The 26,810-nt window shown below is 65.7% G+C and carries 23 protein-coding genes; 13 read left to right on the top strand and 10 right to left on the bottom strand.

Features of this window, described 5'->3' with window-relative positions:
- Nucleotides 1–109 precede the first annotated feature (109 nt).
- Nucleotides 110–1,639 carry a bifunctional aminoglycoside phosphotransferase/ATP-binding protein gene (locus MXC11_RS04590; protein ID WP_250005945.1) on the top strand — a complete coding sequence of 510 codons (1,530 nt, stop codon included), beginning with the start codon at nucleotides 110–112 and terminating at the stop codon, nucleotides 1,637–1,639.
- A 41-nt stretch (nucleotides 1,640–1,680) separates the two neighbouring features.
- Here the strand turns inward: MXC11_RS04590 and MXC11_RS04585 are convergent, their stop codons facing one another.
- The 5 genes from MXC11_RS04585 to MXC11_RS04565 are packed head-to-tail and all read right to left on the bottom strand — an operon-like array spanning nucleotide 1,681 to nucleotide 6,344.
- Nucleotides 1,681–2,610, bottom strand: coding sequence for a ChaN family lipoprotein (locus MXC11_RS04585; RefSeq protein ID WP_250005943.1), 930 nt, complete (start codon nucleotides 2,608–2,610; stop codon nucleotides 1,681–1,683).
- A gap of 10 nt (nucleotides 2,611–2,620) precedes the next feature.
- Nucleotides 2,621–3,388: a heme ABC transporter ATP-binding protein gene (locus MXC11_RS04580; RefSeq protein ID WP_250005940.1), complete on the bottom strand. Its 768-nt coding sequence runs from the start codon at nucleotides 3,386–3,388 to the stop codon at nucleotides 2,621–2,623.
- Nucleotides 3,388–4,416: a FecCD family ABC transporter permease gene (locus MXC11_RS04575; RefSeq protein WP_250005938.1), complete on the bottom strand. Its 1,029-nt coding sequence runs from the start codon at nucleotides 4,414–4,416 to the stop codon at nucleotides 3,388–3,390. The genes MXC11_RS04580 and MXC11_RS04575 overlap by 1 nt, the downstream gene beginning before the upstream one ends.
- A 34-nt stretch (nucleotides 4,417–4,450) precedes the next feature.
- A complete protein-coding gene (sfsA, locus tag MXC11_RS04570) occupies nucleotides 4,451–5,173 on the bottom strand; it encodes a DNA/RNA nuclease SfsA (protein WP_250005936.1) in 723 nt (240 codons plus the stop codon).
- A complete protein-coding gene (locus tag MXC11_RS04565) occupies nucleotides 5,163–6,344 on the bottom strand; it encodes a pyridoxal phosphate-dependent aminotransferase (protein WP_250005934.1) in 1,182 nt (393 codons plus the stop codon). Before MXC11_RS04565 ends, sfsA begins: the two co-directional genes overlap by 11 nt.
- A 195-nt stretch (nucleotides 6,345–6,539) precedes the next feature.
- On the opposite strand from MXC11_RS04565, the gene dksA reads away from it, so the two are divergent.
- The 12 genes from dksA to MXC11_RS04505 all read left to right on the top strand — a co-directional run bounded on the left by dksA (nucleotide 6,540) and on the right by MXC11_RS04505 (nucleotide 20,162).
- Nucleotides 6,540–6,983, top strand: a complete 444-nt coding sequence (gene dksA, locus MXC11_RS04560; RefSeq protein WP_250005932.1) for an RNA polymerase-binding protein DksA — start codon at nucleotides 6,540–6,542, stop codon at nucleotides 6,981–6,983.
- Between the two features lie 115 nt (nucleotides 6,984–7,098).
- Nucleotides 7,099–7,986 carry a tRNA glutamyl-Q(34) synthetase GluQRS gene (gluQRS, locus tag MXC11_RS04555; protein WP_250005930.1) on the top strand — a complete coding sequence of 296 codons (888 nt, stop codon included), beginning with the start codon at nucleotides 7,099–7,101 and terminating at the stop codon, nucleotides 7,984–7,986.
- A 61-nt stretch (nucleotides 7,987–8,047) separates the two neighbouring features.
- Entirely contained in the window at nucleotides 8,048–8,224 is a 177-nt protein-coding gene (locus tag MXC11_RS04550) for a hypothetical protein (protein WP_250005928.1), read from the top strand.
- Nucleotides 8,208–11,153 (top strand): sensor histidine kinase, encoded by a 2,946-nt coding sequence (locus MXC11_RS04545; protein ID WP_250005926.1) that lies wholly within the window; start codon nucleotides 8,208–8,210, stop codon nucleotides 11,151–11,153. Before MXC11_RS04550 ends, MXC11_RS04545 begins: the two co-directional genes overlap by 17 nt.
- 96 nt (nucleotides 11,154–11,249) lie before the next feature.
- Nucleotides 11,250–12,677, top strand: a complete 1,428-nt coding sequence (locus MXC11_RS04540) for a sigma-54-dependent transcriptional regulator (protein ID WP_250005924.1) — start codon at nucleotides 11,250–11,252, stop codon at nucleotides 12,675–12,677.
- A gap of 613 nt (nucleotides 12,678–13,290) precedes the next feature.
- The gene (locus MXC11_RS04535; RefSeq protein ID WP_250005922.1) at nucleotides 13,291–14,673 is read left to right on the top strand and encodes a polynucleotide adenylyltransferase PcnB; all 1,383 of its coding nucleotides are present in this window, start codon (nucleotides 13,291–13,293) and stop codon (nucleotides 14,671–14,673) included.
- Between the two features lies 1 nt (nucleotide 14,674).
- Nucleotides 14,675–15,196, top strand: coding sequence for a 2-amino-4-hydroxy-6-hydroxymethyldihydropteridine diphosphokinase (folK, locus tag MXC11_RS04530; protein WP_250005920.1), 522 nt, complete (start codon nucleotides 14,675–14,677; stop codon nucleotides 15,194–15,196).
- Between the two features lie 93 nt (nucleotides 15,197–15,289).
- Nucleotides 15,290–16,084 carry a 3-methyl-2-oxobutanoate hydroxymethyltransferase gene (gene panB / locus MXC11_RS04525; RefSeq protein WP_250005918.1) on the top strand — a complete coding sequence of 265 codons (795 nt, stop codon included), beginning with the start codon at nucleotides 15,290–15,292 and terminating at the stop codon, nucleotides 16,082–16,084.
- The gene (gene panC, locus MXC11_RS04520; RefSeq protein WP_250005915.1) at nucleotides 16,081–16,944 is read left to right on the top strand and encodes a pantoate--beta-alanine ligase; all 864 of its coding nucleotides are present in this window, start codon (nucleotides 16,081–16,083) and stop codon (nucleotides 16,942–16,944) included. Before panB ends, panC begins: the two co-directional genes overlap by 4 nt.
- A gap of 10 nt (nucleotides 16,945–16,954) precedes the next feature.
- The gene (gene panD, locus MXC11_RS04515) at nucleotides 16,955–17,335 is read left to right on the top strand and encodes an aspartate 1-decarboxylase (protein WP_250005914.1); all 381 of its coding nucleotides are present in this window, start codon (nucleotides 16,955–16,957) and stop codon (nucleotides 17,333–17,335) included.
- 73 nt (nucleotides 17,336–17,408) lie between these two features.
- On the top strand, nucleotides 17,409–19,073 hold the full coding sequence (pgi, locus tag MXC11_RS04510) for a glucose-6-phosphate isomerase (protein ID WP_250005911.1): 1,665 nt from the start codon (nucleotides 17,409–17,411) through the stop codon (nucleotides 19,071–19,073).
- Between the two features lie 72 nt (nucleotides 19,074–19,145).
- Nucleotides 19,146–20,162: a class I SAM-dependent rRNA methyltransferase gene (locus tag MXC11_RS04505; RefSeq protein WP_250005909.1), complete on the top strand. Its 1,017-nt coding sequence runs from the start codon at nucleotides 19,146–19,148 to the stop codon at nucleotides 20,160–20,162.
- A gap of 76 nt (nucleotides 20,163–20,238) precedes the next feature.
- Here MXC11_RS04505 and pnp read toward each other — a convergent pair whose 3' ends face one another.
- From pnp to infB, 5 genes are all read right to left on the bottom strand, one after another.
- Nucleotides 20,239–22,344, bottom strand: coding sequence for a polyribonucleotide nucleotidyltransferase (pnp, locus tag MXC11_RS04500; RefSeq protein ID WP_250005907.1), 2,106 nt, complete (start codon nucleotides 22,342–22,344; stop codon nucleotides 20,239–20,241).
- A gap of 197 nt (nucleotides 22,345–22,541) precedes the next feature.
- Nucleotides 22,542–22,811, bottom strand: coding sequence for a 30S ribosomal protein S15 (gene rpsO, locus MXC11_RS04495; RefSeq protein ID WP_250005904.1), 270 nt, complete (start codon nucleotides 22,809–22,811; stop codon nucleotides 22,542–22,544).
- 96 nt (nucleotides 22,812–22,907) lie between these two features.
- Nucleotides 22,908–23,822: a tRNA pseudouridine(55) synthase TruB gene (gene truB / locus MXC11_RS04490; protein WP_250005902.1), complete on the bottom strand. Its 915-nt coding sequence runs from the start codon at nucleotides 23,820–23,822 to the stop codon at nucleotides 22,908–22,910.
- Nucleotides 23,823–23,824: 2 nt separating this feature from the next.
- Entirely contained in the window at nucleotides 23,825–24,208 is a 384-nt protein-coding gene (gene rbfA, locus MXC11_RS04485; protein ID WP_250005900.1) for a 30S ribosome-binding factor RbfA, read from the bottom strand.
- Between the two features lie 87 nt (nucleotides 24,209–24,295).
- Nucleotides 24,296–26,797 carry a translation initiation factor IF-2 gene (gene infB, locus MXC11_RS04480; RefSeq protein ID WP_250005898.1) on the bottom strand — a complete coding sequence of 834 codons (2,502 nt, stop codon included), beginning with the start codon at nucleotides 26,795–26,797 and terminating at the stop codon, nucleotides 24,296–24,298.
- Nucleotides 26,798–26,810 lie beyond the last annotated feature (13 nt).

Here is a 26,810-nt window from a genome sequence, read left to right as displayed (position 1 = left end):
GACGCCTGGCCGGGGACAACCCGCCCGCCCACGGCCGCCCCGCGGTTTGCAGGCCAGCAGCAAGTGCCCATAATACCGGCCTGTTCATTTCTTGATGCAAGGATTTTCCGTGAGCCAGACACTGATCGACGCCCTGCAAAACCCAGCCCTCTACCCGCATCCGGTAGAAGGCTTTCAGGTCATCGAGACCCACATCTCCTGGGTACTGCTCACCGGACCCTACGCCTACAAGCTGAAGAAGCCGGTGAACTTCGGCTTTCTCGACTTCAGCAGCCTTGAGGCCCGCGAGCACTTCTGTCATGAGGAAGTCCGCCTGAATCGGCGTACCGCCCCGGACCTCTACCTGGAGGTCATCCCGCTGACCGGCAGCCTGGATGCGCTGCAGCTGGGCGGTGAAGGCCCAGTACTCGATCATCTGATCAAGATGCGCCAGTTCGACCAGCACGGCCTGCTCGACCATGTCCAGGCCCGCGGCGAACTGCACGCCGCGCACATCGACGCCCTGGCACGGGTCATCGCCGACCTGCACACCCAGGCCGCGATAGTGCCGGTTGACCATCCGCTCGGCGGCGCCGACGCGGTGATGGCGCCGGTGCTGCAGAACTTCGAACAGAGCCGTGCGCTGCTCGAGGATGCCGCTGACCTGGCCCAGCTCGACCGCCTGGAGAACTGGGCCCAAACGGCATTCAACCGCCTGCAGCCGCTGCTGGAGCAACGCAAGCAGGACGGCTTTGTGCGTGAATGCCACGGCGACATCCACCTGGCCAACGTCACCCTGCTCGAGGGTGAGGTGCGCCTGTTCGACTGCATCGAATTCAACGAGCCGTTCCGCCTGATCGATGTGATCTGCGATGTCGCCTTCGTCACAATGGATCTGGAGGATCGCGGCCTGCAGGCGCTGTCGCAGCGGCTGATCAACCACTATCTGGAGCTGACCGGCGACTACGCCGGCCTCGCCCTGCTGCGCTTCTACAAGGCGTACCGCGCCATGGTCCGCGCCAAGATCTGCCTGTTCGGCCTGCAGCCGGGGCAGAGCGACGAGGAACGTCAGGCCCTGCTGGCCCGCTACCGGCGCTACGCGGCGCTGGCCGAAGGGTACAGCCGCGCGCCGCGCGCCCTGCTGGCCATCACCCACGGCGTTTCGGCGGTCGGCAAGAGTCTGGTGGCGCTGCAGCTGGTCGAGGCACTCGGGGCGATCCGCCTGCGCTCGGATGTCGAGCGCAAGCGTCTGCTGCCGGACGCCGATGAGGCCACCCTGTATAGCGCCGCCGCCAGCCAGCAGACCTATGCCCGCCTGCATCAGCTCGCCGCACAGATCCTCGCGGATGGCTATCCGGTGGTGCTGGATGCCACCTACCTCACACGCGCCCAGCGCGAGGCCGCCCGCCAGGTTGCCGAGCAGGCAGGCGTTGAGCTGTTAATCCTCGATTGCCAGGCCCCGCTGGCGCAGATCCATGCCTGGCTGGCGGAGCGTCAGGCCAGCGGTGGCGATCCCTCGGATGCCACCGAAGCGGTGATCGCCGCGCAACTGGCCGCCCGCGAACCGCTGGATGAGGCCGAGCGCGCCCACAGCGTGCTGATCGATACCACGCACGCCGACAGCCTCGCGCCCCTGCTGGCGCGCCTGGGCTGGCAGTAACCGGTGCACTGCCGACGGCCTGCAGGCCGTCGGCGCCCGGCTCAACTGCGCTCAGGATGTGCAGCACGCGACTCACGCAGCGCCGCACAGTGATCGACTGCAGGCTGTGCCGGGGTGAACCAGACGTAATCGGCCTCGCTCGCCTGCGGGCTGCGGTCCACCTCGGCCAGCATCAGCACCCGCGCGCGTTCCTCACCCAGATCGGCCAGATGCAGTGGCACCCCCAGATCACGCCGGACATGGAAGCCGCCCGCCAGCAGGACTGCCGGCTGGGGTGCGGCCAACAGGCGCTCGGCCATCCGCCGGTCGCGCTGCTGCTGCACCGCCAGCATCGCCGGCAGCTGGGACTCCAGCAGCAGACCGCAATGTGACTGGCGCAGCTGCGCCAGCAGCGCCTCGTGGACCGCCGGCTGGTTGCTGCGCGCACCCGTCGGCAGGGTGCGCGCGCGGTACAGCGCAAGGATCTCGTCCTGATCCAGATTGGCGGCCAGCAGCGGCTGCGGCTGACGCAGCCCCCAGTCCACCAGCGCCGCATACTGCGCCCAGTCCCAGCCCGGCTGCCAGGCCAGCGCCTCGGGCAGCGCCGGCTGCTCGCCACGGCGCAGCGCCGCCTGCGCCGCCTCGACCCGCGCCTGCTGATCGGGATTGAGCATTTCCAGCAGCAGGGCACCACCGCGGCGACGCTGCGCCAGCTGCTCCAGTACCCAGAGCTGCAGCGCGTGATGATCGGGGTTGTCGTGCTGCTCGCCGATCAAAAGCAGCGGCGCGGCCTGCAGCTCCTCGATGAGCTGCGCCGGACTGAGCACCCGGCCACTGGCCAGCTCGACAATCTGCCCAAGCCGCACATCGTCGCGACCTTCAGGACTCTGCCAGGCCGGCAGTGGCGCAACCGCCGGCACCCCGGATGATGCCGGGGTCGTCGAAGTACAGGCCGCCAGCAACAGGCTGGCACACAGCAGCAATGAACGCATGAACGCCTCCTTAACGGGCAATGACCACAGGATGCCCCCGCTCGGGGTGGGGCTGAATCAGCACCTGCAGGCCGAACACGGCCTGCAAGACCTCGGCACGCAGCACCTCGGCCACCGTGCCCAGCGCCTGCACCCGCCCCCCGGCGAGCAGCAGCAGGCGATCACAATAACGGGCAGCCAGATTGAGGTCATGCAGGATCACCAGCACCGCAACACCCCGCGCGGCCAGCGTCCGGGCGGCCTGCAGGCAGGCATGCTGGTGCAGGGGATCGAGCATCGCGGTTGGCTCATCGAGCAGCAGCACCTGCCCGGCGCGCCCCGGCCACAATTGTGCCAGCACCCGCGCCAGCTGCACCCGCTGACGCTCACCCCCGGAGAGACCCAGATAATCACGCGGGCGCAGGTGGAGGATATCCGCCGCCTGCAGCGCACCTTCCAGCGCCTGACGGGCGCTGTCCGGGGTATCGGCGTGGGGCAGCCGCCCCAGCGCCACCACCTCCTCGACGCGAAAATCGAACTGCAGCGCCGACCGCTGCGGCAGCACCGCCAACTGGCGGGCGCGCTGGCGGGCCGCCAGACGGGCCAGCGGCTGCCCACCGAGCAGAACTTCGCCGTCTGCCGGCGCCAGCTCACCACTCAGCGCCGCCAACAGGCTGCTCTTGCCCGCGCCATTGGGGCCCAGCACGCCCAGCACCTCACCGCCTTGCAGCGACAGCTCGATTCCCTCCAGCACCGGACACGGTCCGCGGCGCACGCTCAGTCGTCGGGCCTGCAACATCAATAACGTCCCCGCACCAGCAACAACAAAAAGAATGGCGCCCCCAGCAGCGCGGTGATGACCCCGATCGGCAGCTCCGCCGGCATCAGCAGCAGGCGCGCGCACAGGTCCGCCAGCAGCAGCAGCGTGGCACCGCCCAGCGCCGCCGCCGGTAACAGCCGGCGATGATCGGGGCCGACCAACAAGCGCATCAGGTGCGGTACCACTAAGCCAATAAAACCGATCAGCCCTGCCGCCGCCACCGCCGCGCCCACCCCCAGCGCGGTACACAGCACCAGCTCGCGCTTGAGCCGCTCGACCTCGATGCCCAGATGCCGGGCTTCGGCCTCGCCAAGCAGCAGAGCATTCAAAGCCTGCGCGCGCCGCGGCAGCCAGAGCGCCACGGCCAGCGTGACCAAGAGCAGCGGCCAGAGCCGCGCATAGCTCGCGCCATTCAGGCTGCCCAGATTCCAGAAGGTCAGGCTGCGCAGCGTGGTGTCGTCAGCCAGATAGCTGAGCAAGCCGATCAGCGCACCGGACAGCGCGGTCAAAGCGATGCCCGCCAGCAGCAGCGTGGCCACCCGAGTTTGGCCCTCACGCTGGCCCATCCGGTAGACCAGTGCGGTCACCAGCAGCCCGCCAGCAAACGCGCACAGCGACAATAGATAAGGCGCCAGTACCGAGGGCACGCCGCCCAGCCAGGCGCCCAGCACAATGGCACAGGCCGCGCCGAGCGCCGCCCCGCTGGACACCCCGATCAGCCCGGGATCGGCCAGCGGGTTGCGAAACAGCCCCTGCATCGCCACCCCGCACAGCGCCAGCACCGCGCCCACCGTCAGCCCCAGCAAGGTGCGCGGCAGGCGAATCTGCAGCAGGATTTGCTCGGTCTGCCTCGACACCTCGCCGGGCAACGGCAGGCCCAGCCCGTGGCCCAGCGCCCGCAGCGTCTCACCGAGCGGCAGCGACAGCGCCCCCAGCGACAGCGACAGCAACACGGCCAGCGCAAGCAGCAGCCCCAGCAGAGGCAAGCCCAGCACGCGGCGAGTCATCGCCCCACCCCGCCCGGTTGCCGCAAGGGGGCCGTCATGGCGCGGCTCCGCTCAGTACCGGTAAGGCGTGCGTTACCTGCAGCCCCTGCACAGACAGCTCGACCGCCACGGCACGCACTTCAACGCCCGCAGCCCGCGCCTCCGCCAGCGCCCGGGCATAGGCCGGATCGATCTCCTCAGCCGCCCGCACCGCGCTGATGCCCGAGAGATTGACGCAGTAGAGCAGCACCGCCCGCCCCCCCTGACGCGCCAGCGCCGCCAGTTCGCGCAGGTGCTTGCTGGCCCGCGCGCTCACCGTATCCGGGAAGGCCGCCACCGTGCTGTCGGCAAAGCCCAGCGTGACGCTCTTGACCTCGAGATACACCGAGGGGCCCCCGGCATAGTCCAGGCAGAAGTCGATGCGGCTGTTCTCCGTGCCATAGCGCACCTCGCGGCGCAGGGCACTAAAGCCCTCCAGCCCCTCGATCCGCCCGGCCCGCAGGGCCTCCTCGACCAGCGGATTGGCCCGCGCGGTATTGATGCAGGCCAGCCGGCCGTGGGGCGTCTGCGCCAGCTCCCAGGTCCCCGGCAGCTTGCGCCGCGGATCCTTGCTGCGGCTGAACCAGACCTGCCCGCCTTCGACCAGGCAATGACGCATGGCCCCGGTGTTCGGGCAATGCACGGTCAGCCGCTCGCCCGCCAGGGTCTCGATATCAGCGAAGAAGCGCTGGTAGCGACGCAGCAGGCGAGCGGCTTCCAAGGGCGGTTCAAACTGCATCGGGCCTCCAGTGCTGCAAGGCCCGGGCAATGCGCGCCACCGCCTGCTCAAGGCGCGGCACGCTCTGGGTGTAGGCAAAGCGCACATGATGGGCGGAGCGGTAGTGGCCAAAGTCCAATCCCGGGGTCACCGCCACATGCTCGGTTTCCAGCAGGTGAGCGCAGAACGCCTGGGCATCGCCGCCCAGTGCGCTGATATCGGCGTACAGGTAGAACGCGCCCTGCGGCTCGACGTCGATGCGAAAACCCAGCTGACGCAGCGCCGGCAGCAGATAGTCGCGGCGCTTGGCAAACTCGGCGCGGCGCGCCTCGAGGATCGCCAGGGTGTCTTCTTCGAAGCAGGCCAGCGCAGCATGCTGGGCGATGGTCGGCGCGCTGATATAGAGGTTCTGCGCCAGCTTCTCCAGCTCCGGCACGGCGGCCTGCGGCGCCACCAGCCAGCCGAGTCGCCAGCCAGTCATGCCGAAGTACTTGGAGAAGCTGTTGAGCACGAAGGCTTCGTCATCCACCTCCAGCACGCTGGGCGCCTCCAGCCCGTAGGTCAGGCCGTGATAGATCTCATCCACCAGCAGATGCCCGCCACGCGCCCGCAATGTTGCCGACAGCGCCGCCAGCTCGGCGCGGGACAACACGGTGCCGGTCGGGTTGGCCGGCGAGGCCAAGAGCGCGCCGACACTGTCCGGCGTCCAGTGCTGGTCGATCAGCTCAGGGGTCAGCTGGTAGGCCGAAGCCGGGCCGACCGGTACCAGCTGGGCACGCGCCTCGACCAGACGCAGGAAGTGCCGATTGCAGGGGTAACCGGGATCCGCCAGCAGCCAGTGCTTGCCGGGATCGACCAGCAAGGCCGCGGCCAGCAGCAGCGCGCCACTGCCGCCGGGGGTGATGAGGATGCGCTGCGGGTCGATGTCGAGGCCATAGCGGCGGGCATAGAAGCCGCTCAGCGCCTCACGCAGCGCCGGCAGACCGCGCGCGGCGGTGTAGCGGGTGTGCCCGGCGGCCAGCGCCGCCTGCCCGGCCTGCACGATCGGCGCCGCCGTGGGGAAATCCGGCTCGCCGATTTCCAGATGGATCACATCATGCCCGGCTGCTTCAAGGGCCTGGGCCCGCGCCAGCAGCGCCATGACATGGAAGGGTTCGATGGCGCGACTGCGCGCACTGTAAACGGGCGGCATCAGGCGGCTCCGGCGGCAAAAAAGGCGATTCTAGCAAGCGCCGGGGCGAGGGCTGCAGCGATATGCCGGCAGGCTGGCGCCCGCGGGGGGTTTCTGGTAGGTTCGCCCGCTTGCAAACGCAGGCACCCGGCCCACGGACCGGGAACGGACACTCCCCTGCGCACGGGATTAGCGAATCTGAGAGGCGGACATCGCATGGCCACCAAGACCCAAGAAAAGAACAGTCAACTGATCCGCGGCTTCGAACCCTATAAGGAAAGCGCCGGCGAGGAGTACATGAGCGACGCAATGCGTGCGCATTTTGTCGGCATCCTCAACAACTGGAAGCAGGAGCTGATGGAGGAAGTCGACCGCACCGTGCATCACATGCAGGATGAGGCCGCCAACTTCCCCGACCCCGCTGATCGCGCCAGCCAGGAAGAGGAATTCAGCCTGGAGCTGCGCGCCCGCGATCGCGAGCGCAAGCTGATCAAGAAGATCGATGAAACCCTGCAGCTGATCGAGGATAACGAGTACGGCTGGTGCGAATCCTGCGGCGTCGAGATCGGCATCCGCCGTCTGGAAGCCCGCCCCACCGCCACCCTGTGCATCGACTGCAAGACCCTGGCAGAAATCAAGGAAAAGCAGCTCGGCGCCTGAGTCCTGCCCACTCTCCCGCCTGCCGGCCCTCTGCAGCACCGCGCTGCTCGGCCGCAGGCGTTATGGGCCTCACCGCAACGGTGATCGCCCCCTGAATGATCAGCCAAGCCCCCTCATGAGCCCGCCCCGCCCCTACGTTGGCCGTTTTGCGCCCACCCCCAGCGGCTACCTGCACTTCGGCTCGCTGGTCGCAGCCCTGGCCTCCTTTCTCGATGCCCGCGCCGTCGGCGGTCGCTGGCTGCTGCGCATGGAGGATCTGGACCCGCCACGGGAGATGCCCGGCGCACAGGACACCATCCTGCGCACGCTGGATACCTACGGCCTGCACTGGGATGGCCCGGTTGAGCGCCAGAGCACCCGCCACGCCGCTTACGCCGCGGCCGTGGATCGCCTGCTGGCACAGGGTCTGGCCTACGCCTGCCGCTGCTCGCGCAAGCAGCTCGAGGGCCAGCTGATTTATCCCGGCACCTGCCGTGACCGCCAACACCCGCGCGAGGATGCGGCGATCCGCCTGCGCGTCCCGGATGCCGAGTACGCCTTTTTTGATCGTGTGCAGGGGCGCTTTGCGCAGAATCTGGCCCGTGACGTCGGCGATTTCATCATCCAGCGCCGCGATGGCCTGTATGCCTACCAGCTGGCGGTGGTGCTCGACGATGCCTGGCAAGGCATCACCGACGTGGTGCGCGGCGCCGATCTGCTCGACTCCACCCCGCGCCAGCTGTACCTGCAAGCACTGCTCGGCCTGCCGCAACCGCGTTACCTGCACATCCCGCTGTTGCTACAGCCCGATGGCCACAAACTCGGCAAGTCCTACCGCTCGCCGCCGCTGCCGCCCGAGCGGGCACCGGCCGAGCTGCTGCGCGCGCTGCGCGCCCTCGGCCAGCGGCCCCCGGCGGAGCTGGAGGGCGCTCGCCCCGAGGCGATGCTTGCCTGGGCCATCGCGCACTGGCAGGCCGCAGCCATCCCCCACTGCCTGGGCCTGAGCGAAGCCTTCGTGCGCTGACGTTCCCTGCACCGGCCCGCTCGGCTACCATCGGCGCTTCTGCGTCTTCGCGAGCCCTGCCATGTACATCTACCGGCTGGTTCTGATCCTGGTGGTCGGGATCTACCTGTTCTCCCCGGCCATCATGGATTGGTGGATCGACCCGAACGGGGCCTGGTACCGGCCCTACATGCTCTGGCTGATCCTGATCGCCGTCACCTTTATCCTGCAGAGCCAGCGCGATGCCGACGAACTTTGACCTCAGCGACCTGCTGCTGATCAGCATCGCCTACCTGATCCTGCTCTCCGGGCTGGCCTGGCTGACCGAGCGCGGCAAACTGCCCGCCGGCTTGCTGCGCCATCCACTGACCTACACCCTGTCACTGGGTGTTTACACCAGCGCTTGGGCGTTCTATGGCGCGGTCGGGCTGTCCTATCAGTACGGCTATGCCTTTCTGGCCATTTACCTGGGGATTTCTGGCGCCTTCCTGTTAGCACCGGTGCTGATGCAGCCAATCCTGCGTCTGACCCGTACCTACCAGCTGGCCTCGCTGGCCGACCTGTTCGCCTTCCGCTTTCGCAGCCCGTGGGCCGGCACCCTGACCAGCATCTTCATGCTGCTGGCGGTGATGCCCTTGATGGCGCTGCAGATTCAGTCGATCGTTGACAGCGTCGCGCTGATCACCGGCGATGACCGGCGCCAGCAGGTCGCCCTGACCTTCTGCACGCTGATCATCCTGTTCACCTTCCTGTTTGCCGCGCGCAATGTGGCCAGCCGCGAGCGGCATCCAGGACTGGTGATCGCCATCGCCTTCGAGTCGCTGGTCAAGCTGTGCGCGATGCTGGCGATCGGCGCCTATGCCCTGTACGGCGTGTTCGATGGCCCGCAGGGGCTTGAGCAGTGGCTGCTGGTCAACAAGGATGCGCTGAGCACCCTGCACACCCCGCTGCAGGAAGGTCCGTGGCGCACCCTGCTTTTGGTGTTCTTCGCCGCGGCGGTGGTGACGCCGCACATGTTCCACATGACCTTCACCGAAAACCTCGACACCCGCTCGCTGATCAGCGCCAGCTGGGGCCTGCCGCTGTTCCTGCTGCTGATGAGCCTGGCGGTGCCGCCGATCCTCTGGGCGGGCCTCAAGCTGCAGACCGAGACCGCCCCGGACTACTTCACCCTAGGTATCGGCCTGAGCCTGGAGCAGCCCTGGCTGGTGTTTGCCGCCTTCCTGGGCGGCCTGTCAGCGGCCAGCGGTCTGGTGATCGTCACCAGCCTGGCGCTGTCGGGGATGGCGCTCAATCATCTGGTGCTGCCGCTTTACCAGCCGCCGGCCGAGGACAATATCTACCGCTGGCTGAAGTGGACCCGGCGCCTGCTGATCGTGGCGATCATCGCCGGCAGCTACGGCTTCTTCCAGCTGATCGATCATCGCCAGAATCTCTCGCATCTGGGCACCGTCTCGTTCGTCGCCACCTTGCAGTTCCTGCCCGGCGCCCTGGCGCTGCTGTACTGGACCGGCGCCAACCGTCGCGGCTTCATCGGCGGGCTGGTGGCCGGCATCCTGGTATGGGTCCTGACCATGCTGCTGCCGCTGATCGGCAGAGTGCCCGGCTTTTATCTGCCGGTTCTGGACATGGTCTATGTGCTCGACGACACCAGCTGGCACCTGGCCGCCATCGCCTCGCTGACCGTCAACGTGCTGGTGTTCTGCCTGGTCTCGCTGTTCAGCAGCGCCAGCGATGAGGAGCGCAGCGCCGCCGAAGCCTGCGCCCTGGATACCGTGCGCCGCCCGCAACGCCGCGAATTGCTGGCCAACTCACCGCAGGAATTTGCCAGCGAACTGGCCCGCCCGCTCGGTGCGCGTACCGCGCAGCGCGAGGTGGAGCAGGCGTTGCAGGATCTGGGCCTGCCTTTCGACGAGCAGCGCCCCTATGCGCTGCGCCGCCTGCGCGACCGCATCGAGGCCAACCTCTCCGGGCTGCTCGGCCCGAGCGTCGCCCGCGATATCGTCGAGACCTTCCTGCCCTACAAGGCCGGTGGCGACAGCTACGTCACCGAGGACATCCACTTCATCGAAAGCCGCCTGGAGGACTACCAGTCGCGCCTGACCGGCCTTGCCGCCGAACTCGATGCCCTGCGCCGCTACCACCGCCAGACCCTGCAGGAGCTGCCGATGGGCGTCTGCTCGCTGGCCAAGGACCGCGAGATCCTGATGTGGAACCGCGCCATGGAAGAGCTGACCGGTATCGATGCTCGCCAGACCGTCGGCTCGCGCCTCACCGGCCTGGCCGAACCCTGGCGCAGCCTGCTGGAGAGTTTCATCCAGGGGCCGGACGAGCACCTGCACAAGCAGCGTCTGGAACTCGACGGCCAGCTGCACTGGCTGAACCTGCACAAGGCGGCCATCGACGAACCGCTGGCCCCCGGTAACAGTGGCCTGGTGCTGCTGGTCGAGGATCAGACCGAAACCCAGCTACTGGAAGACCGCCTGGTGCACTCCGAGCGCCTTGCCTCGATCGGTCGCCTGGCTGCCGGGGTCGCCCACGAGATCGGCAACCCGGTCACCGGCATTGCCTGTCTCGCGCAGAACCTGCACGAGGAGCGCGAGGGCGATCGCGAAATCACTGAAACCAGCGAGCAGATCATCGCCCTGACCAAGCGCATCACCCGCATCGTCCAGTCGCTGATGAGCTTTGCCCATGCCGGCGGTCATCAGCGCGCCAGCGAGCCGGTCAGCCTGGCCGACACCGCCCGCGAGGCCATCGCCCTGCTGTCGCTGAACCGCGAGCATGAGGTGCACTACCAGAACCTGTGCGATCCCCAGCACTACGTCGTCGGTGATTCGCAGCGGCTGGCCCAGGTGCTGATCAACCTGCTGTCCAACGCCCGTGACGCCTCACCGCCCGGCGGGCAGATCCAAATCCGTAGCGAGGCCGGCGAGGAGACTGTGGAGCTGGTCGTCGAGGACCAGGGAACCGGCATTCCCAAATCGATCGTCGAGCGTCTGTTCGAGCCCTTCTTCACCACCAAGGATCCCGGCAAGGGCACAGGTTTGGGGCTGGCACTGGTCTATTCGATCGTCGAGGAACACTATGGGCAGATCACCATCGACAGCCCGGCCGACCCACAAAGGCAGCGCGGCACGCGCATTCGGGTTACCCTACCGCGCTATGCCGGCCCGACGGCCCTGTAGTCACCCGTCGCCACCGGATGCAGGGACCGGCTGCCGCCCCGACGGCCCAATCCTGTATCCGGCAGGCTGCAAGCCTGTCGCGAGAGCTGAACAGACATGACACACATCCTCCTCGTCGAAGACGAAACCATCATCCGCTCGGCCCTGCGCCGTCTGCTGGAGCGTAATCACTACACGGTCAGCGAGGCCGGATCGGTGCAGGAAGCCCAGCAGCAGCAACCGTTCTCCCGCTTCGACCTGATCATCAGTGACCTGCGCCTGCCCGGCGCCCCCGGTACCGAGCTGATCGCGCTGGCCGAAGGCACGCCGGTGCTGATCATGACCAGCTACGCCAGCCTGCGCTCGGCGGTCGACTCGATGAAGCTCGGCGCCATCGACTACATCGCCAAACCGTTCGATCACGACGAGATGCTGCAGACCATCGCGCGGATCCTGCGCGATTGCCCATGCGCTGCCAGCGACGCCGCCCCTCAGGCAGCGCCCGCCAGCGAGCGTGCGCCGGGCGGCGCGGCACCTGAGCCGGTCGCCAGCGACGATATCGGCATCATTGGCCGCTGTGCGGCGATGCAGGATCTGTTCGGCAAGATCCGCAAGGTCGCACCGACCGACTCCACGGTGCTGATTCAGGGCGAGTCCGGTACCGGCAAGGAGCTGGTCGCCCGCGCGCTGCATAACCTGTCGCGGCGCACCAAGGCTCCGCTGATTTCGGTGAACTGCGCGGCCATTCCGGAAACCCTCATCGAATCAGAACTGTTCGGCCACGAAAAAGGCGCCTTCACCGGTGCAACCGCCGCACGCACCGGGCTGGTCGAGGCGGCCGATGGCGGCACGCTGTTCCTCGATGAGATCGGCGAACTGCCGCTGGAAGCCCAGGCGCGTCTGCTGCGTGTGCTGCAGGAGGGCGAAATCCGCCGGGTCGGCTCGGTGCATGCCCAGAAGGTCGATGTGCGGCTGATCGCGGCGACGCACCGTGACCTCAAGAACCTGGCGCGCACCGGCCAGTTCCGTGAAGACCTCTACTACCGCCTCAACGTGATTGCCCTGCGCCTGCCGGCGCTGCGCGAGCGCGAGGACGATGTGCTGGATATCGCCCGGGTATTTCTCGAGCGCCAGCGTACCCGCATGGGCCGCGATGCCCTGGCGCTGTCGGATGAGGCGCTGCGCGGCATCCGCCAGTACCACTGGCCGGGTAACGTGCGCGAACTGGAAAACGCCATCGAGCGCGCGGTGATCCTCAGCGAGGGGACGCAGATCCCGCTGGACCTGCTGGGGATTGATGTCGAACTGCAGGATAACGCGGACTTCCTCACCTCGCCCGGCGAGCATGCCGCCGTCAGCAAGCATGAGCCGGCGGAGGATTTGTCCCTAGAGGATTACTTCCAGCATTTCGTCCTTGAACATCAGGATCACATGACCGAGACCGAACTGGCGCGCAAGCTTGGCATCAGTCGCAAATGCCTGTGGGAGCGGCGCCAGCGTCTGGGCATTCCGCGCCGTAAGACGGGTGGGGGCGCAGAGGCCTGAAGTGTTACCGCCACCTGCCGCCGTAACAGACACCGGGTTCATCGGTAACGGGAACCCGATTTTTTCTGCTCATCAAAAGCCAGCCGCTCTCTACAAACCCTTGATTTAAAAGAGATTTTAAAAGTTGGCACGACAAATGCTTTGTATACGGCAGAACAAAAACAACAATGTAGCAACGCCATAACAAGAACAAGACGTAACGACTCCAGAACAACAAGAACAAGCGAATGGAGACGTAACAAACCGATTTTTTTGCACAGACTGTCATCCCTGTGTGACGGCATAACCGGCCAGAGAACAATAAGACTGCCCCAAGGCAGTACCCGTACCGGTCAAGCGCACACAGCGACACACCAGCGTTCAAAGGAATCCGTTTGTTGTTGGCACCCTGCCTGGGTGCTTGCCAGCAGAGCGCGACGAATACAACAAGAACAACACCTTCGTCCCGATAACAAGAACAAGGCATGATCGAAAGGGGGAGCTCAGGCTCCCCCTTGTGTTTTGCGCAAGATGCCCGGAGCCTTCGCGTTCACCATCCTCATCTGCCGGTGATAGAATCCGCGCCCATTGCTAGGGGTTTTTCGTCCCCCGCACCATCCGGTATCCCAGCCCCATGCTGAAAAAGCTGTTCCAGACCCTTCGATCGCCCCTGCGTCGTGTCCGCCCTGCGCGTCCTACACCCCAGGTGCTGGCCGCCAGCCAACATAACCTGCACCGCGAGCAGATCAGCCGTAATGCCGTGGGCGTTGTCGAACGCCTGCAACAGGCCGGCTATCAGGCTTACCTGGTCGGCGGTTGTGTACGCGACCTGCTCCTGGGCATCACGCCCAAGGATTTCGATGTGGCGACCAGTGCGACCCCCGAGCAGGTACGCGCCGAATTTCGCAATGCCCGGATCATCGGTCGGCGCTTCAAGCTGGCCCATGTGCACTTTGGCCGTGAAATCATTGAAGTCGCCACGTTCCGCGCCCATCACCCGGCGGATGAAGAGCAGGAAGACAACAACCAGTCGGCCCGCCACGAAAGCGGGCGCATCCTGCGCGACAACGTCTACGGCAGCCAGGAAGATGACGCGCAGCGCCGCGATTTCACCATCAATGCCCTGTATTACGATCCGCACAACGAGCGAGTGCTCGACTACGCCCACGGCGTACACGACATCCGTAACCGCGAGGTGCGCCTGATCGGTGACCCGACGCAGCGCTATCTGGAAGATCCCGTACGCATGCTGCGGGCCATACGCTTTGCCGCCAAACTGGATTTTGCAATCGAACCGCACAGCGCCGAGCCGATTCGCCGCCTGGCCCGCCAGCTGAACGACATTCCCGCGGCGCGGCTGTTCGATGAGGTGATCAAGCTGCTGCTCTCCGGCCAGGGGCTGCGCACCTTCGAGCTGCTCTGCGAGTACGAGCTGTTTGCGCCGCTGTTCCCGGCCACCGCCGCTGCCCTCAAGGCGGACCCGGATTATGCCGGCCGCCTGATCCGCCAGGCGCTGATCAATACCGATGAGCGCATCCGCATCGGCAAACCGGTGACTCCCGCCTTCCTGTTCGCCGCCCTGCTGTGGCCGGCGCTACCGGCTCGCGCCGCGGCGCTGCAGGCACACGGCCTGCCGGCGCTGGCTGCCCTGCAGGAAGCTGCTCATGAGCTGATCAGCGAGCAGTGCCGGCGTACCGCCGTGCCCAAGCGCTTTACCCTGCCGCTGCGGGAAATCTGGGACATGCAGGAGCGGCTGCCGCGCCGTCAGGGCAAGCGCGCTGACCTGCTGCTGGAAAACCCGCGTTTTCGCGCCGGGTACGATTTTCTGCTGCTGCGCGAAAGCGCCGGCGAAGTCACCGGCGGCCTGGGTGACTGGTGGACGCGCTACCAAGAGATCTCCGATAGCGAGCGCCGGCAGATGATCCGCGCCCTGGGCAGCGGCGAGGGCAAACCGGCCCGCAAACGCCGCCGCGCACCGCGCAAGCGCCCGGCCCCGGCTGATGGCGGGCAGGACTGAAATGCAGCGTGTCTATATCGGCCTTGGCAGCAACCTTGCCCAGCCGCAGCAGCAGCTGACCGCCGCCCTGCAAGCCCTCGCGGCTCTGCCGGGCTGTCAGTTGCAGCAGGTTTCGTCCTTCTACCTCAGCGATCCGCTGGGGCCGGCCGATCAGCCGCACTACGTCAATGCGGTGGCGGCCCTCGATTGTCCGCTGCAGCCGCTGGAGCTGCTCGATGCCCTGCAGGCCATCGAGCAGCAGCATGGTCGCGTGCGCAAGGCCGAGCGCTGGGGGCCGCGGACTCTGGACCTCGACATTCTGCTGTTCGGCGAGCTGCAGCTCGATGAGGAACGCCTGACCGTTCCCCACTACCACATGCATGCCCGCGCCTTCGTGCTCTACCCGCTGGCCGAGATTGCCGCCGACCTGGCGCTGCCCGATGGCCGAACCCTGGCCGATCTGCTGGCCGCCTGCCCGTTCGAGGGGCTGGAGCGCCTGGCAGACGCCTGTGCGCAACCGCCAGATCCGGGCTGTACCGGTTAGCCGGGCATAATTGACTTCCACCCCCCCCATCGGGACTATAGGCGACCGCTCGTTCTGCCTGCCGCTGGCCGGCGTCAACAAGGATAATTTCAGATGCCTGATGTCACGCTCACCACCCTGCGCGGCCTCAAGGAGCGCGGCGAGAAAATCGTCATGCTGACCAGCTATGACGCGACTTTTGCCGCCGCCTCCTGCGCCGCGGGCGTCGAGGTGTTGCTGGTTGGCGACTCGCTCGGTAATGTCCTGCAAGGCCATGACAGCACCCTGCCGGTCAGCGTGGCCGATATGGCCTACCACACCGCCTGCGTCAAACGCGGTAACCGGGGCGCGCTGGTCCTCGCCGATCTGCCGTTCATGAGCTATGCGACCCTGGAGCAGGCGCTGGAGAGCAGCGCGGCACTGATGCGCGCCGGCGCACACATGGTCAAACTCGAAGGCAGCGCCTGGCTGTGCGAGACCGTGCGCCGACTGGCCGACAACGGTATTCCGGCCTGCGTACACCTCGGCCTGACCCCGCAGTCGGTCAATGTCCTGGGTGGCTACAAGGTGCAGGGCCGTGATGAGGCGCGCGCCCGTGAGATGCGCGAAGCCGCCCTGGCCCTTGAAGAAGCCGGGGCCGCCATGCTGCTACTCGAATGCGTACCCAGCCCACTGGCTGGTGCGATCAGCCGCGCCGCCCGTGTGCCGGTGATCGGCATCGGCGCCGGCCCGGATACCGATGGCCAGGTGCTGGTTCTGCATGATCTGCTCGGCCTCAATCCGCGCCCGGCAAAGTTCGTGCGCAATTTCATGACCGGTCAGGGCAGCCTCCAGGACGCCCTCGCTGCCTACACCCGGGCGGTCAAGGATGGTCAGTTTCCCGCCCCCGAACATGGTTTTTCTGCATGATCACCGTCAAGACCGTGGCTGAACTGCGCAGTGCCGTTGCGGCCGCCCGCGCAGCGGGCCAGCGCATCGGCTTCGTCCCGACCATGGGCAACCTGCATGCTGGCCATGTGGCACTGGTCAGCGAGGCCGGTCGCCATGCCGATTTCGTGGTTGCCAGCATCTTCGTCAACCCGCTGCAGTTTGGCGCCCACGAAGACCTCGACACCTATCCGCGCACCCTCGCGGCTGACCAGGAGAAGCTCAACGGGGCCGGCTGCCAGCTGCTGTTCGCGCCGGGCGTCGAACAGATGTACCCCGACGGCATGGCCGGCCAGACGCGCGTCAGCGTACCCGGCGTCTCCGAAGGCCTGTGCGGCGCCAGCCGGCCCGGTCACTTCGAGGGCGTAGCCACCGTCGTCACCAAGCTGTTCAACATGGTCCAGCCGGACCTGGCCGTGTTCGGCGAGAAGGATTTCCAGCAGCTGGCGGTGATCCGCAAGCTGGTGCGTGACCTCGATCTGCCCATCGAGATCGTCGGCCTGCCGACCGTGCGGGCCGCCGACGGACTGGCCCTGTCCTCGCGCAACGGCTACCTGGACGAGGCGCAGCGCGCCATCGCTCCACAACTATTTGCCACTCTGGGCGAGATCGCCGCTGCCCTGCGCGCCGGCCAGAATGATCATGCCGCCTTGCTCGCCCGTGCTGAAACCACCCTGCGCCAGGCCGGTTTCGAGCCGGACTACCTGGAAATCCGACATCCCCTCACCCTGCAACCGGCCATTGCGGCCGATCGCCAGCGGGTGATTCTCGCCGCCGCACGCCTGGGCAATACGCGGCTGATCGACAACCTGCTCGTGGATCTTGACGCCACGGCCTGCTGAGGAACCCGCCATGCATTGCATCATGCTCAAAGCCAAGCTGCACCGCGCCCAAGTGACCCACGCCGTTCTCGACTACGAGGGCTCCTGCGCCATTGACGGCGAATGGCTGGATCTGGCCGGCATCCGTGAATACGAGCAGATTCAGATCTACAACGTGGATAACGGGGAGCGCTTCACCACCTACGCGATCCGCGGCGAGGAAGGCTCGAAAATCATCTCGGTCAATGGCGCCGCCGCCCACAAGGCCGGTGTCGGTGATCGCCTGATCATCTGCACCTATGCCCAGTACAATGAGGCCGAGCTGGCCCATTACCAGCCGCAGATGCTCTACTTCAACCCGAACAACGAACTGAGCCACACCAGTCACGCCATTCCGGTGCAGGTTGCCTGATCGGCCTCCGCATCACCCCGACAAGCCCGGATTCGTCCGGGCTTGTTGCATTCAGCCTTGAGCGAGTCAGTCGATGGAACACTACACGCAGCCACAGGACGCCACCCAACTGCCCGCCTGGCAGGCCCTGCGCGAGCACCGTGCGCGCCTGGAGCCCTTCAACCTGCGCGAGGCCTTCGCCCGTGACCCGCAGCGCTTTGCCCGCTACTCGCTGAGCCGCGGCGGGCTGTTCCTCGACTACTCGAAGAACCTGATCGATGAAGCGAGCCTGGCCAGCCTGCTGGCACTGGCCGAGCAGGTGCAGCTGCGCCCCGCCATTGAGGCGTTGTTCGAGGGACGCATGGTCAATGCCTCGGAGCGCCGCCCGGCGCTGCATACCGCGCTGCGCCGTCCGATTGGCGAGCGGGTACTGGTCGATGGCCAGGACGTGATGCCCGAGGTGCACCGGGTGCTCGGGCAGATGACCGAGCTGGTGCAACGCATCCACAATGGCCTGTGGCGCGGCTACAGCGAACAGCCGATCACCGATGTGGTCAACATCGGTATCGGCGGCTCGTTCCTCGGCCCGCAGTTGGTCTCCGAGGCGCTGCTGCCGTTCGCCCAGCGCGGCGTGCGCTGCCACTACCTGGCCAATATTGACGGCAGCGAATTCCATGAGGTCAGCGCACGCCTCAAGGCCGAGACCACGCTGTTCATTGTCTCCTCCAAGTCGTTCAGTACCCTGGAAACGCTGAAGAACACCCAGGCGGCGCGGCGCTGGTTCCTCGCCCAGGGCGGTGGCGAGCGCGACCTGCACCGTCATTTCATCGCCGTGACCAGCAACCGCACGGCGGCGATCGAGTTCGGCATCGCCGCGGAAAACATCTTCCCGATGTGGGACTGGGTCGGTGGGCGCTATTCGCTGTGGTCGGCGATCGGCCTGCCGATCGCGCTGGCCATCGGCATGGGCAACTTCAAGGAACTGCTCTCCGGCGCCTACCGCATGGACCAGCACTTCCAGAGCGCGCCCTTTGCCGAGAACCTGCCGGTGCTGCTCGGCCTGCTCGGCGTCTGGTACAGCGACTTCTGGGACGCGCAGAGCCACGCGATCCTGCCCTACGACCATCACCTGCGCAATTTCAACCAGCACCTACAGCAGCTGGACATGGAATCCAACGGCAAGCGCGTGCGCCAGGATGGCACACCGGTGAGCGGTGGCACCGGCCCGGTGATCTGGGGCGGGGTCGGCTGTAACGGCCAGCACGCCTATCACCAGCTGCTGCATCAGGGCACCCGGCTGATCCCCGCCGACTTCATCGTCCCGGTGACCAGCTACAACCCGCTGGCCGATCATCACCAGTGGCTGTACGCCAACTGCCTGTCGCAGAGTCAGGCGCTGATGCGCGGCAAGACCCTGGCCGAGGCCGAGGCCGAGCTGCGCACCGCCGGTCTGCCGGAGGCCGAGGTACAGCGCCTGGCGCCGCACAAGGTGATTCCGGGCAACCGGCCCAGCAATACCCTGGTACTGGAGCGGGTCAGCCCGCAGCGTCTCGGCGCGCTGATCGCCCTCTACGAGCACAAGGTGTTCGTGCAGAGCGTGATCTGGGGGATCAACGCCTTCGATCAGTGGGGTGTCGAGCTGGGCAAGGTGCTGGGCAACAGCCTGTATGGCCGGCTTACCGGCGAAGAAGCCAGCCCCGCCGAGGACAGCTCGACCCAGGGGCTGATCGAGTTCTTCCGCGCCCGCCATCGCGGCTGAGTGGCGGGAAAAACTGCCGGTGGGTCACGGGGCGCTGCTAAAATGCGCGCTCCATTTTCCGAGGAGACGCGCATGTCCGCCTTGAACCAGGCGCTGCGCGCCGCCCTCGCCCGCCGCCAGCCCTTGCTCGCCAAGCTGCATGCGCAGGGCACCGACTGCTACCGGCTGTTCCACGGCAGCCAGGAAGGCGCCGCTGGCCTGACTATCGACCGCTATGGCCCGCAGCTTCTGGTACAGAGCTTCCACCAACCGCTTGCGCGCGAGCCCCTGCTGGAGCTGTTGGCGCTCTGCCAGGCCGAGCTGGGTCTTGAGCTGCTGCCGGTCTACAACGACCGCTCGCAGCCCCATTCGCGGATCGATCGCCGTGATCCGGTCTATTCGCCCGAACCTGCCGCGCTGGATGAGCTGATCGGCCATGAATGGGGGGTGAATTATCGGGTACGCGCTCGTCACGCCGGCCAGGACCCGCTGCTGTTTCTCGACTTGCGTAACGCCCGCGGCTGGATGATGCGCCACAGCGCCGGCCAGTCGGTACTCAACCTGTTCGCCTACACCTGCGGCGTCGGCCTGTGCGCGGCCGCTGGGGGCGCGCGACGGGTGGTCAATCTGGACTTTGCCGAGGGCAATCTCGCCGTGGGCCGCGAGAATGCCGCGCTGAATCCCCAACTGCCGGCCATGCAGTTCGTGCAAAGCGACTATTTTCCGGCGATCCGTCAGCTGGCGGGCCTGCCGATCGCCCAGCGCCGTGGCCAGCGCCTGCCGCCCTACCCGCGACTGGCCGAGGAGCGCTTCGATCGGGTGTTCCTCGATCCACCGGCCTGGGCGCGCAGCGCCTTCGGTACCGTCGATCTGCTGCGCGACTACCAGAGCCTGCTCAAGCCAGCACTACTGGCCACCGCCGAGCACGGCATTCTGGTGTGCTGCAACAATCTGGCTCGGGTCGAGATGGCCGAGTGGCGCGAGCAGGTGCTGCGCTGCGCGGCCAAGATCGGCCGCCCGGTCCGCGAGGTCGAGGTGCTGGCTCCGGCGGCCGACTTCCCTTCGTTCGATGGCAAGCCACCGCTGAAGACGCTGATTCTGCATCTCTAAGCGGCCACGGGATGGCGAGTACTGAAAACAGAAAAGGCCCCTAAGGGGCCTTTTCCATGTCAGGCAATCGCCAGGATCAGACGCCGGAGGCTTCTGCCGCAGCGACGTCCTTGATCGACAGCTTGATGCGGCCGCGGTTGTCGACGTCCAGCACTAGCACCTTCACTTCCTCGCCTTCCTTGAGCACGTCGGTGACTTTCTCGATGCGCTTGTCGCTGATCTGCGAGATGTGCACCAGACCGTCCTTGCCCGGCAGGATGTTGACGAAGGCACCGAAATCGACAATGCGCTCGACGCGACCGGTGTAGATCTTGCCGATTTCCGCCTCGGCAGTGATGCCCAGCACGCGCTGACGCGCAGCTTCGGCAGCTTCCTTGGTCTCACCGTAGATCTTCACGCTGCCATCGTCTTCGATATCGATCGAGGCGCGGGTCTCTTCGCAGATGCTGCGGATGGTCGCACCACCCTTGCCGATCACGTCGCGGATCTTGTCGGTGTCGATGCGCATCTGGATCATGGTCGGCGCATTTTCCGACAGCTCAGCACGCGGCTGGGCGATCACGGCATTCATCTGGCCGAGGATATTCAGACGCGCTTCCAGAGCCTGGTTCAGCGCGATCTCCATGATCTCTTCGGTGATGCCGTTGATCTTGATGTCCATCTGCAGGGCGGTGACGCCCTTGTCAGTACCGGCCACCTTGAAGTCCATGTCACCCAGGTGATCTTCGTCACCGAGGATGTCGGTCAGGACGGCGAACTTTTCACCTTCCTTGACCAGGCCCATGGCGATACCGGCCACCGGCGCCTTGACCGGCACACCGGCGTCCATCAGGGCCAACGAAGCACCGCACACCGAGGCCATCGAGCTGGAGCCGTTGGATTCGGTGATCTCGGAGACCACGCGGATGGTGTAGGGGAACTCGTCCTGGGTCGGCAGCATCGCGGCAACGCCACGACGGGCCAGACGACCGTGACCGATTTCGCGACGACCAGCGCCACCCATGCGACCGCACTCGCCGACCGAGAAGGGCGGGAAGTTGTAGTGCAGCATGAAGGCGTCTTTTTTCTCGCCTTCCAGGGTGTCGAGCAGCTGGGCATCACGGGCGGTACCGAGGGTCGCCACCACCAGCGCCTGGGTTTCGCCACGGGTGAACAGCGCCGAACCGTGGGTCTTGCCGAGCACGCCGACCTCGATGGCCAGCGGGCGCACGGTGCGGGTGTCACGGCCATCGATACGCGGCTTGCCGTTGACGATGTTCTCGCGCACGGTGCGGTATTCGATCAGACCGAACACGTCCTTGACCTCACCGGCCGGGAACAGCCCTTCGCCCTCACCGGCAAAGCGGGCCACCGCCTGATCGCGCAGGGCGCCCAGCGCCGCGTAACGATCTTGCTTGATGGTGATTGTGTAGGCGTTGGAGATCGCCGCACCGAACTCGGCCTTGATCGCCTCGATCAGCGCAGTGTTGGCGGCCGGAGCCTGCCAGTCCCAGCGCGGCTTGCCAGCTTCAGCGGCCAGTTCCTTGACCGCACGCACCACGCTCTGCAGCTCTTCGTGGGCGAACAGCACGGCACCGAGCATCTGGTCTTCAGTCAGCTCCTGAGCCTCGGATTCGACCATCAGCACCGCGTCTTCGGTACCGGCGACCACCATGTCCAGGCGCGAGCTTTGCAGCTGCTCGTAGTTGGGGTTGAGGATGTAGCCAAGTTCATCGTGATAGCCGACGCGGGCTGCGCCGATCGGGCCATCGAACGGAATGCCGGAGATCGCCAGTGCGGCGGAGGTGCCGATCATCGCGGCGATATCCGGATCGGATTTCTTGTTGGTGGAGACCACGGTGCAGACCACCTGGACTTCATTCATGAAGCCCTCGGGGAACAGCGGACGGATCGGGCGATCGATCAGGCGCGAGGTCAGGGTTTCCTTCTCGCTCGGACGCCCTTCACGCTTGAAGAAGCCGCCCGGGATGCGACCGGCAGCGTAGGTCTTTTCCTGGTAGTGCACGGACAGCGGGAAGAAGCCCTTGCCCGGATCAGCCTGCTTGGCACCCACCACGGTGACCAGCACGGTCACATCGTCCATGGTGACCAGCACGGCACCACTGGCCTGGCGCGCAATGCGGCCGGTTTCGAGGGTGACGGTCGACTGACCGAATTGGAACTGCTTGATAACCGGATTCACGGTATTTTCCTTCTCTGTGTTGCCTTGGGGATAACGGTCGACCTGCACGGGGCAGGTAACGTACGAAACGACGGTCCCTCAGAAACCCCTTTCGTACGCCACCTGGAAAACCAAAAGCTGGGAGTCCGTAACCGATGGGGACAAGTCCCGGTCATCGATTGCGAACACCCAGCTTCAGGCTCACAAGGAACAGCGTATTAGCGACGCAGACCCAGACGCGCGATCAGGGCGCTGTAACGAGTGGTGTCCTTGCCCTTCAGGTAGTCCAGCAGCTTGCGGCGCTGGTTAACCATGCGGATCAGGCCGCGACGGCTGTGGTGATCCTTGGCGTTGGCCTTGAAGTGATCCTGCAGCTTGTTGATGTTGGCGGTCAGCAGGGCAACCTGCACTTCCGGGGAACCGGTATCGCCAGCAGCCTGCTGGAAATCGTTAACGATCTGCGCTTTTTCCTGGACGCTCAGTGCCATGGTGGACTTTTCCTCTGTGGTAACAGGCCGGGGCATTCCCCCGTTTTCATGAAATAAGGTGTGACCGTGCCTGCCGACAGCCACCCTTGTCCGGTCTTACGACCGAATCAGTCGACGCGGCGCCAGGCGCCCGTCATCACCGACCTCACCGATACCGATGAAGCGGCCTTGTGCATCGCGTACCCGCAGCATGCCGAATTTCGGCGCTTCGGGCGCCCACACCGGCTGACCATGCAGCCAGTAATAGGCACTGTGTTCGGAGAGTTGCACCACGGGCCAGTGCTCCAGACCGCTGTCAACCGGGAGCAGGAAGGCATCCAGCGCCTCGGCGCCGCCCGCTTCATGGGCGGCCAGCAGGGTCTCAAGGCTGATGGCCTGTGCCAGCACGAAGGGACCGGCTTGCGTGCGCCGCAGCTCAGCCACATGTGCGCCACAGCCCAGTGCCTGACCCAGATCCTCAGCCAGCGTGCGGATGTAGGTGCCTTTGCTGCAGCGCACCGACAGGGTGGCAAACGGCCACTCAAAGTGGTTCAACTCAAGGCGCTCAATAGTAACAGAACGCGCCTCGCGCTCCACTACTTCTCCGGCCCGTGCCAGCTTGTACAGCGGCTGACCATCCTTCTTGAGCGCCGAGTGCATCGGCGGCACCTGCAGGATCGGCCCGCGAAAGCGTGGCAACAGTGCCTCGAGCTGCTCGCGGCTGCAAGGCTGGCTCACCTGGGTCAGCACCTCACCTTCCGCATCCCCGGTCGTGGTGGTCACGCCCAGGTGTACGACCGTGTCGTAACCCTTTTCGGCATCCAGCAGGTACTGGGAAAACTTGGTGGCCTCCCCAAAGCACAGCGGCAACACGCCGGTGGCCAGCGGGTCGAGGCTGCCGGTATGCCCAGCTTTTTCGGCATTGAACAACCAGCGCACCTTCTGCAGCGCCGCGTTGGAACTCATGCCGCGCGGCTTGTCGAGAATCAGCACGCCATTGACGGCACGGCGGACACGTTTGACCTGAGCCACGGTTACTCCTCGTCCTGGTGACGACGATCTTCGGCAACCGCCCGCTCGATCAGGGCCGAGAGATGGGCACCCCGGCTGACGCTTTCGTCATAATGGAAATGCAGCTGCGGAATGGTGCGCAACTTCAGCGACTTGCCCAGCAGCATGCGCAGGTAACCGGCCGACTCGTTGAGGATCTCCTGATTGAAGGCGATCTTCTGCGCGTCGTCATCCTGTCCCATCACCGTGAAGAACACCCGGGCATGGGACAGATCTCGGCTGACCTCGATGCCGGTCAGGGTGACCAGGTCAAGGCGCGGGTCCTTGATTTCACGCTGGATCATGCGCGCCAGCTCGCGCTGCATCTGATCGCCGATGCGCTGGGTACGACTGTATTCTTTGGCCATCTTGTTTAAACCCCCAGAATGCCGGAAGCCGGCCAGCGCCAGGCGCAAGAGCACCTGTCGCTGGCCAGCTTCATGACGGGTAGTGCCTTACAGCGAACGTGCCACTTCGACCTTCTCGAAGACCTCGATCTTGTCGCCAACGCGCACGTCGTTGTAGCTCTTGACGCCGATACCGCACTCCATGCCAGCACGCACTTCGGACATGTCATCCTTGAAGCGGCGCAGCGACTCGAGCTCGCCCTCGAAGATCACCACATCGTCACGCAGCACGCGGATCGGACGGTTGCGGTACACGATACCCTCGGTGACCATGCAACCGGCGATCGCGCCGAACTTGGGCGAGCGGAACACATCGCGAACCTCGGCGATACCAAGGATGTTCTCGCGAACATCGCTGCCCAGCATGCCGGTGAGCGCTTTCTTGACGTCTTCGATGATGTCGTAGATGACGTTGTAGTAACGCAGATCCAGACCTTCCTGCTCGACGATCTTGCGCGCACCGGCATCGGCACGCACGTTGAAGCCGAAGATCACCGCACTGGAAGCCAGTGCCAGGTTGGCGTCGCTCTCGGTGATACCACCGACGCCGCCAGCCACCACGCGCACCTGGACCTCCTCGTTGCCCAGTTCGGAGAGCGCACCCTGCAGGGCCTCCAGCGAACCACGCACATCGGACTTGAGGACGATGTTGAGGGTCTTCTTCTCGTCCTGGCCCATGTTCTCGAAGATGTTTTCCAGCTTGGCCGAATGCTGACGGGCCAGCTTGACCTCGCGGAACTTGCCCTGACGGAACAGAGCCACTTCACGGGCCTTCTTCTCGTCGGCGACCACGGTCAGCTCATCACCGGCTTCCGGAGTGCCATCCAGACCGAGGATTTCCACCGGGATGGACGGGCCGGCTTCGCGGATCGGACGACCGTTTTCATCAAGCATGGCGCGCACGCGGCCATAGTTGACGCCGGCCAGCACCACATCACCCTGACGCAGGGTGCCGTTCTGCACCAGCACGGTAGCGACCGGGCCACGGCCCTTGTCGAGGCGCGACTCAACCACCACACCCCGGCCCGGGGCGCTCGGCGTTGCCGTCAGCTCCAGAACTTCGGCCTGCAGCAGTACCGCTTCGAGCAATTCGTCGATGCCGGTACCGAACTTGGCCGACACGTGCACGAACGGCGCATCGCCGCCCCACTCTTCCGGAATCACATCCAGCGCGGCCAGGCCGTTCTTGATGTTGTCCGGGTTGGAGTCGGGCTTGTCGATCTTGTTGACGGCGACCACAATCGGTACACCGGCTGCCTTGGCATGCTGCACCGCTTCCTGGGTCTGCGGCATCACGCCGTCATCGGCCGCCACCACCAGAATGACGATATCCGTGGCCTTGGCACCCCGGGCACGCATCGCGGTGAACGCGGCGTGACCGGGCGTATCGAGGAAGGTGACCATGCCGCGGTCAGTTTCCACGTGGTAGGCGCCGATGTGCTGGGTAATGCCACCGGCCTCGCCCACCGCCACCTTGGTACGACGGATGTAGTCGAGCAGCGAGGTCTTACCGTGGTCAACGTGACCCATCACGGTCACGACCGGGGCACGCGACTCGGCCGCACCTTCAAACTTCAGCGATTCGGCCAGCTGCTCTTCAAGTGCATTCTCGTTGACCAGCTTGACCTTGTGGCCCATTTCCTCGGCCACCAGCTGCGCGGTCTCCTGATCGAGTACCTGGTTGATGGTCACCGGCGAGCCCATCTTGAACATGAACTTGACCACTTCGGCGCCTTTGACCGACATCTGCGCGGCCAGCTCAGCGACGGTGATGGTCTCACCAATGCTCACATCGCGCACGATCGGGCCACTCGGGCTCTGGAAGCCATGCTGATTGCGCTTCTTCTGCTTGCCCTTGCCGCCACGGCCACCACGACGAAAGCCATCGCTCTCTTCGTCGGTGCTGCGCGGCGCCACACGCGGAGCCGGCGCCTTTTCCTTCAAGGAAGGACGCGGCTGGGCCTGCTTGCGCTCACGACGCTCATCATCTTCGTTACGGCGCGGCGGTGTGGCGCGACGGGCATCCGCACGCTCGGCCGGCTTACCGTCTGCAGCCGGCAAAGCAGCGGCGGCAGCCTGAGCGGCCGCGGCCGCCTGACGGGCAGCCTCGACTGCGCGGATACGGGCTTCTTCGGCATCATCGAAACGACGGGCCTCGCTGCGCGGCGCACTGGCCGGCGCGTCGTTACGCCGAGCAGGCGCCTCGCGGCGCGCTTCAGCCGGCTTTTCGGCCGGCTTCTCAACCGGCTGCTCCGCCTTGGGCGGCTCGGTGACGAAGGTCTTCTTCTTGCGCACTTCGACACTGATGGTCTTGCTACCAGCCACACGCAGGGTGCTGGTGGTCTTGCGCTTGAGCGTGATCTTGCTGGGCTCTTCGAGCTTTTCGCCGTGGCTGCTCTTCAAGTGAGACAGCAGCTTCTGCTTCTCGGCATCGGTTACTACCTGCTCGGCGCTGTTGTGCGGCAGACCCGCCTCGCGCATCTGCTGCAACAGGCGTTCTACCGGTGTGTTGACCTCAAGGGCCAGTTTGTTCACCGTGACTTGCGTCATGCAATTCTCTCCT

This window comes from Pseudomonas eutrophicaquae, from assembly GCF_023544715.1.
In the GTDB taxonomy this organism is placed as follows: Bacteria; Pseudomonadota; Gammaproteobacteria; order Pseudomonadales; family Pseudomonadaceae; genus Geopseudomonas.
The sequence above is the reverse complement of the archived record's forward strand: the minus strand, read 5'-3'. Positions and strand labels throughout refer to the sequence as shown.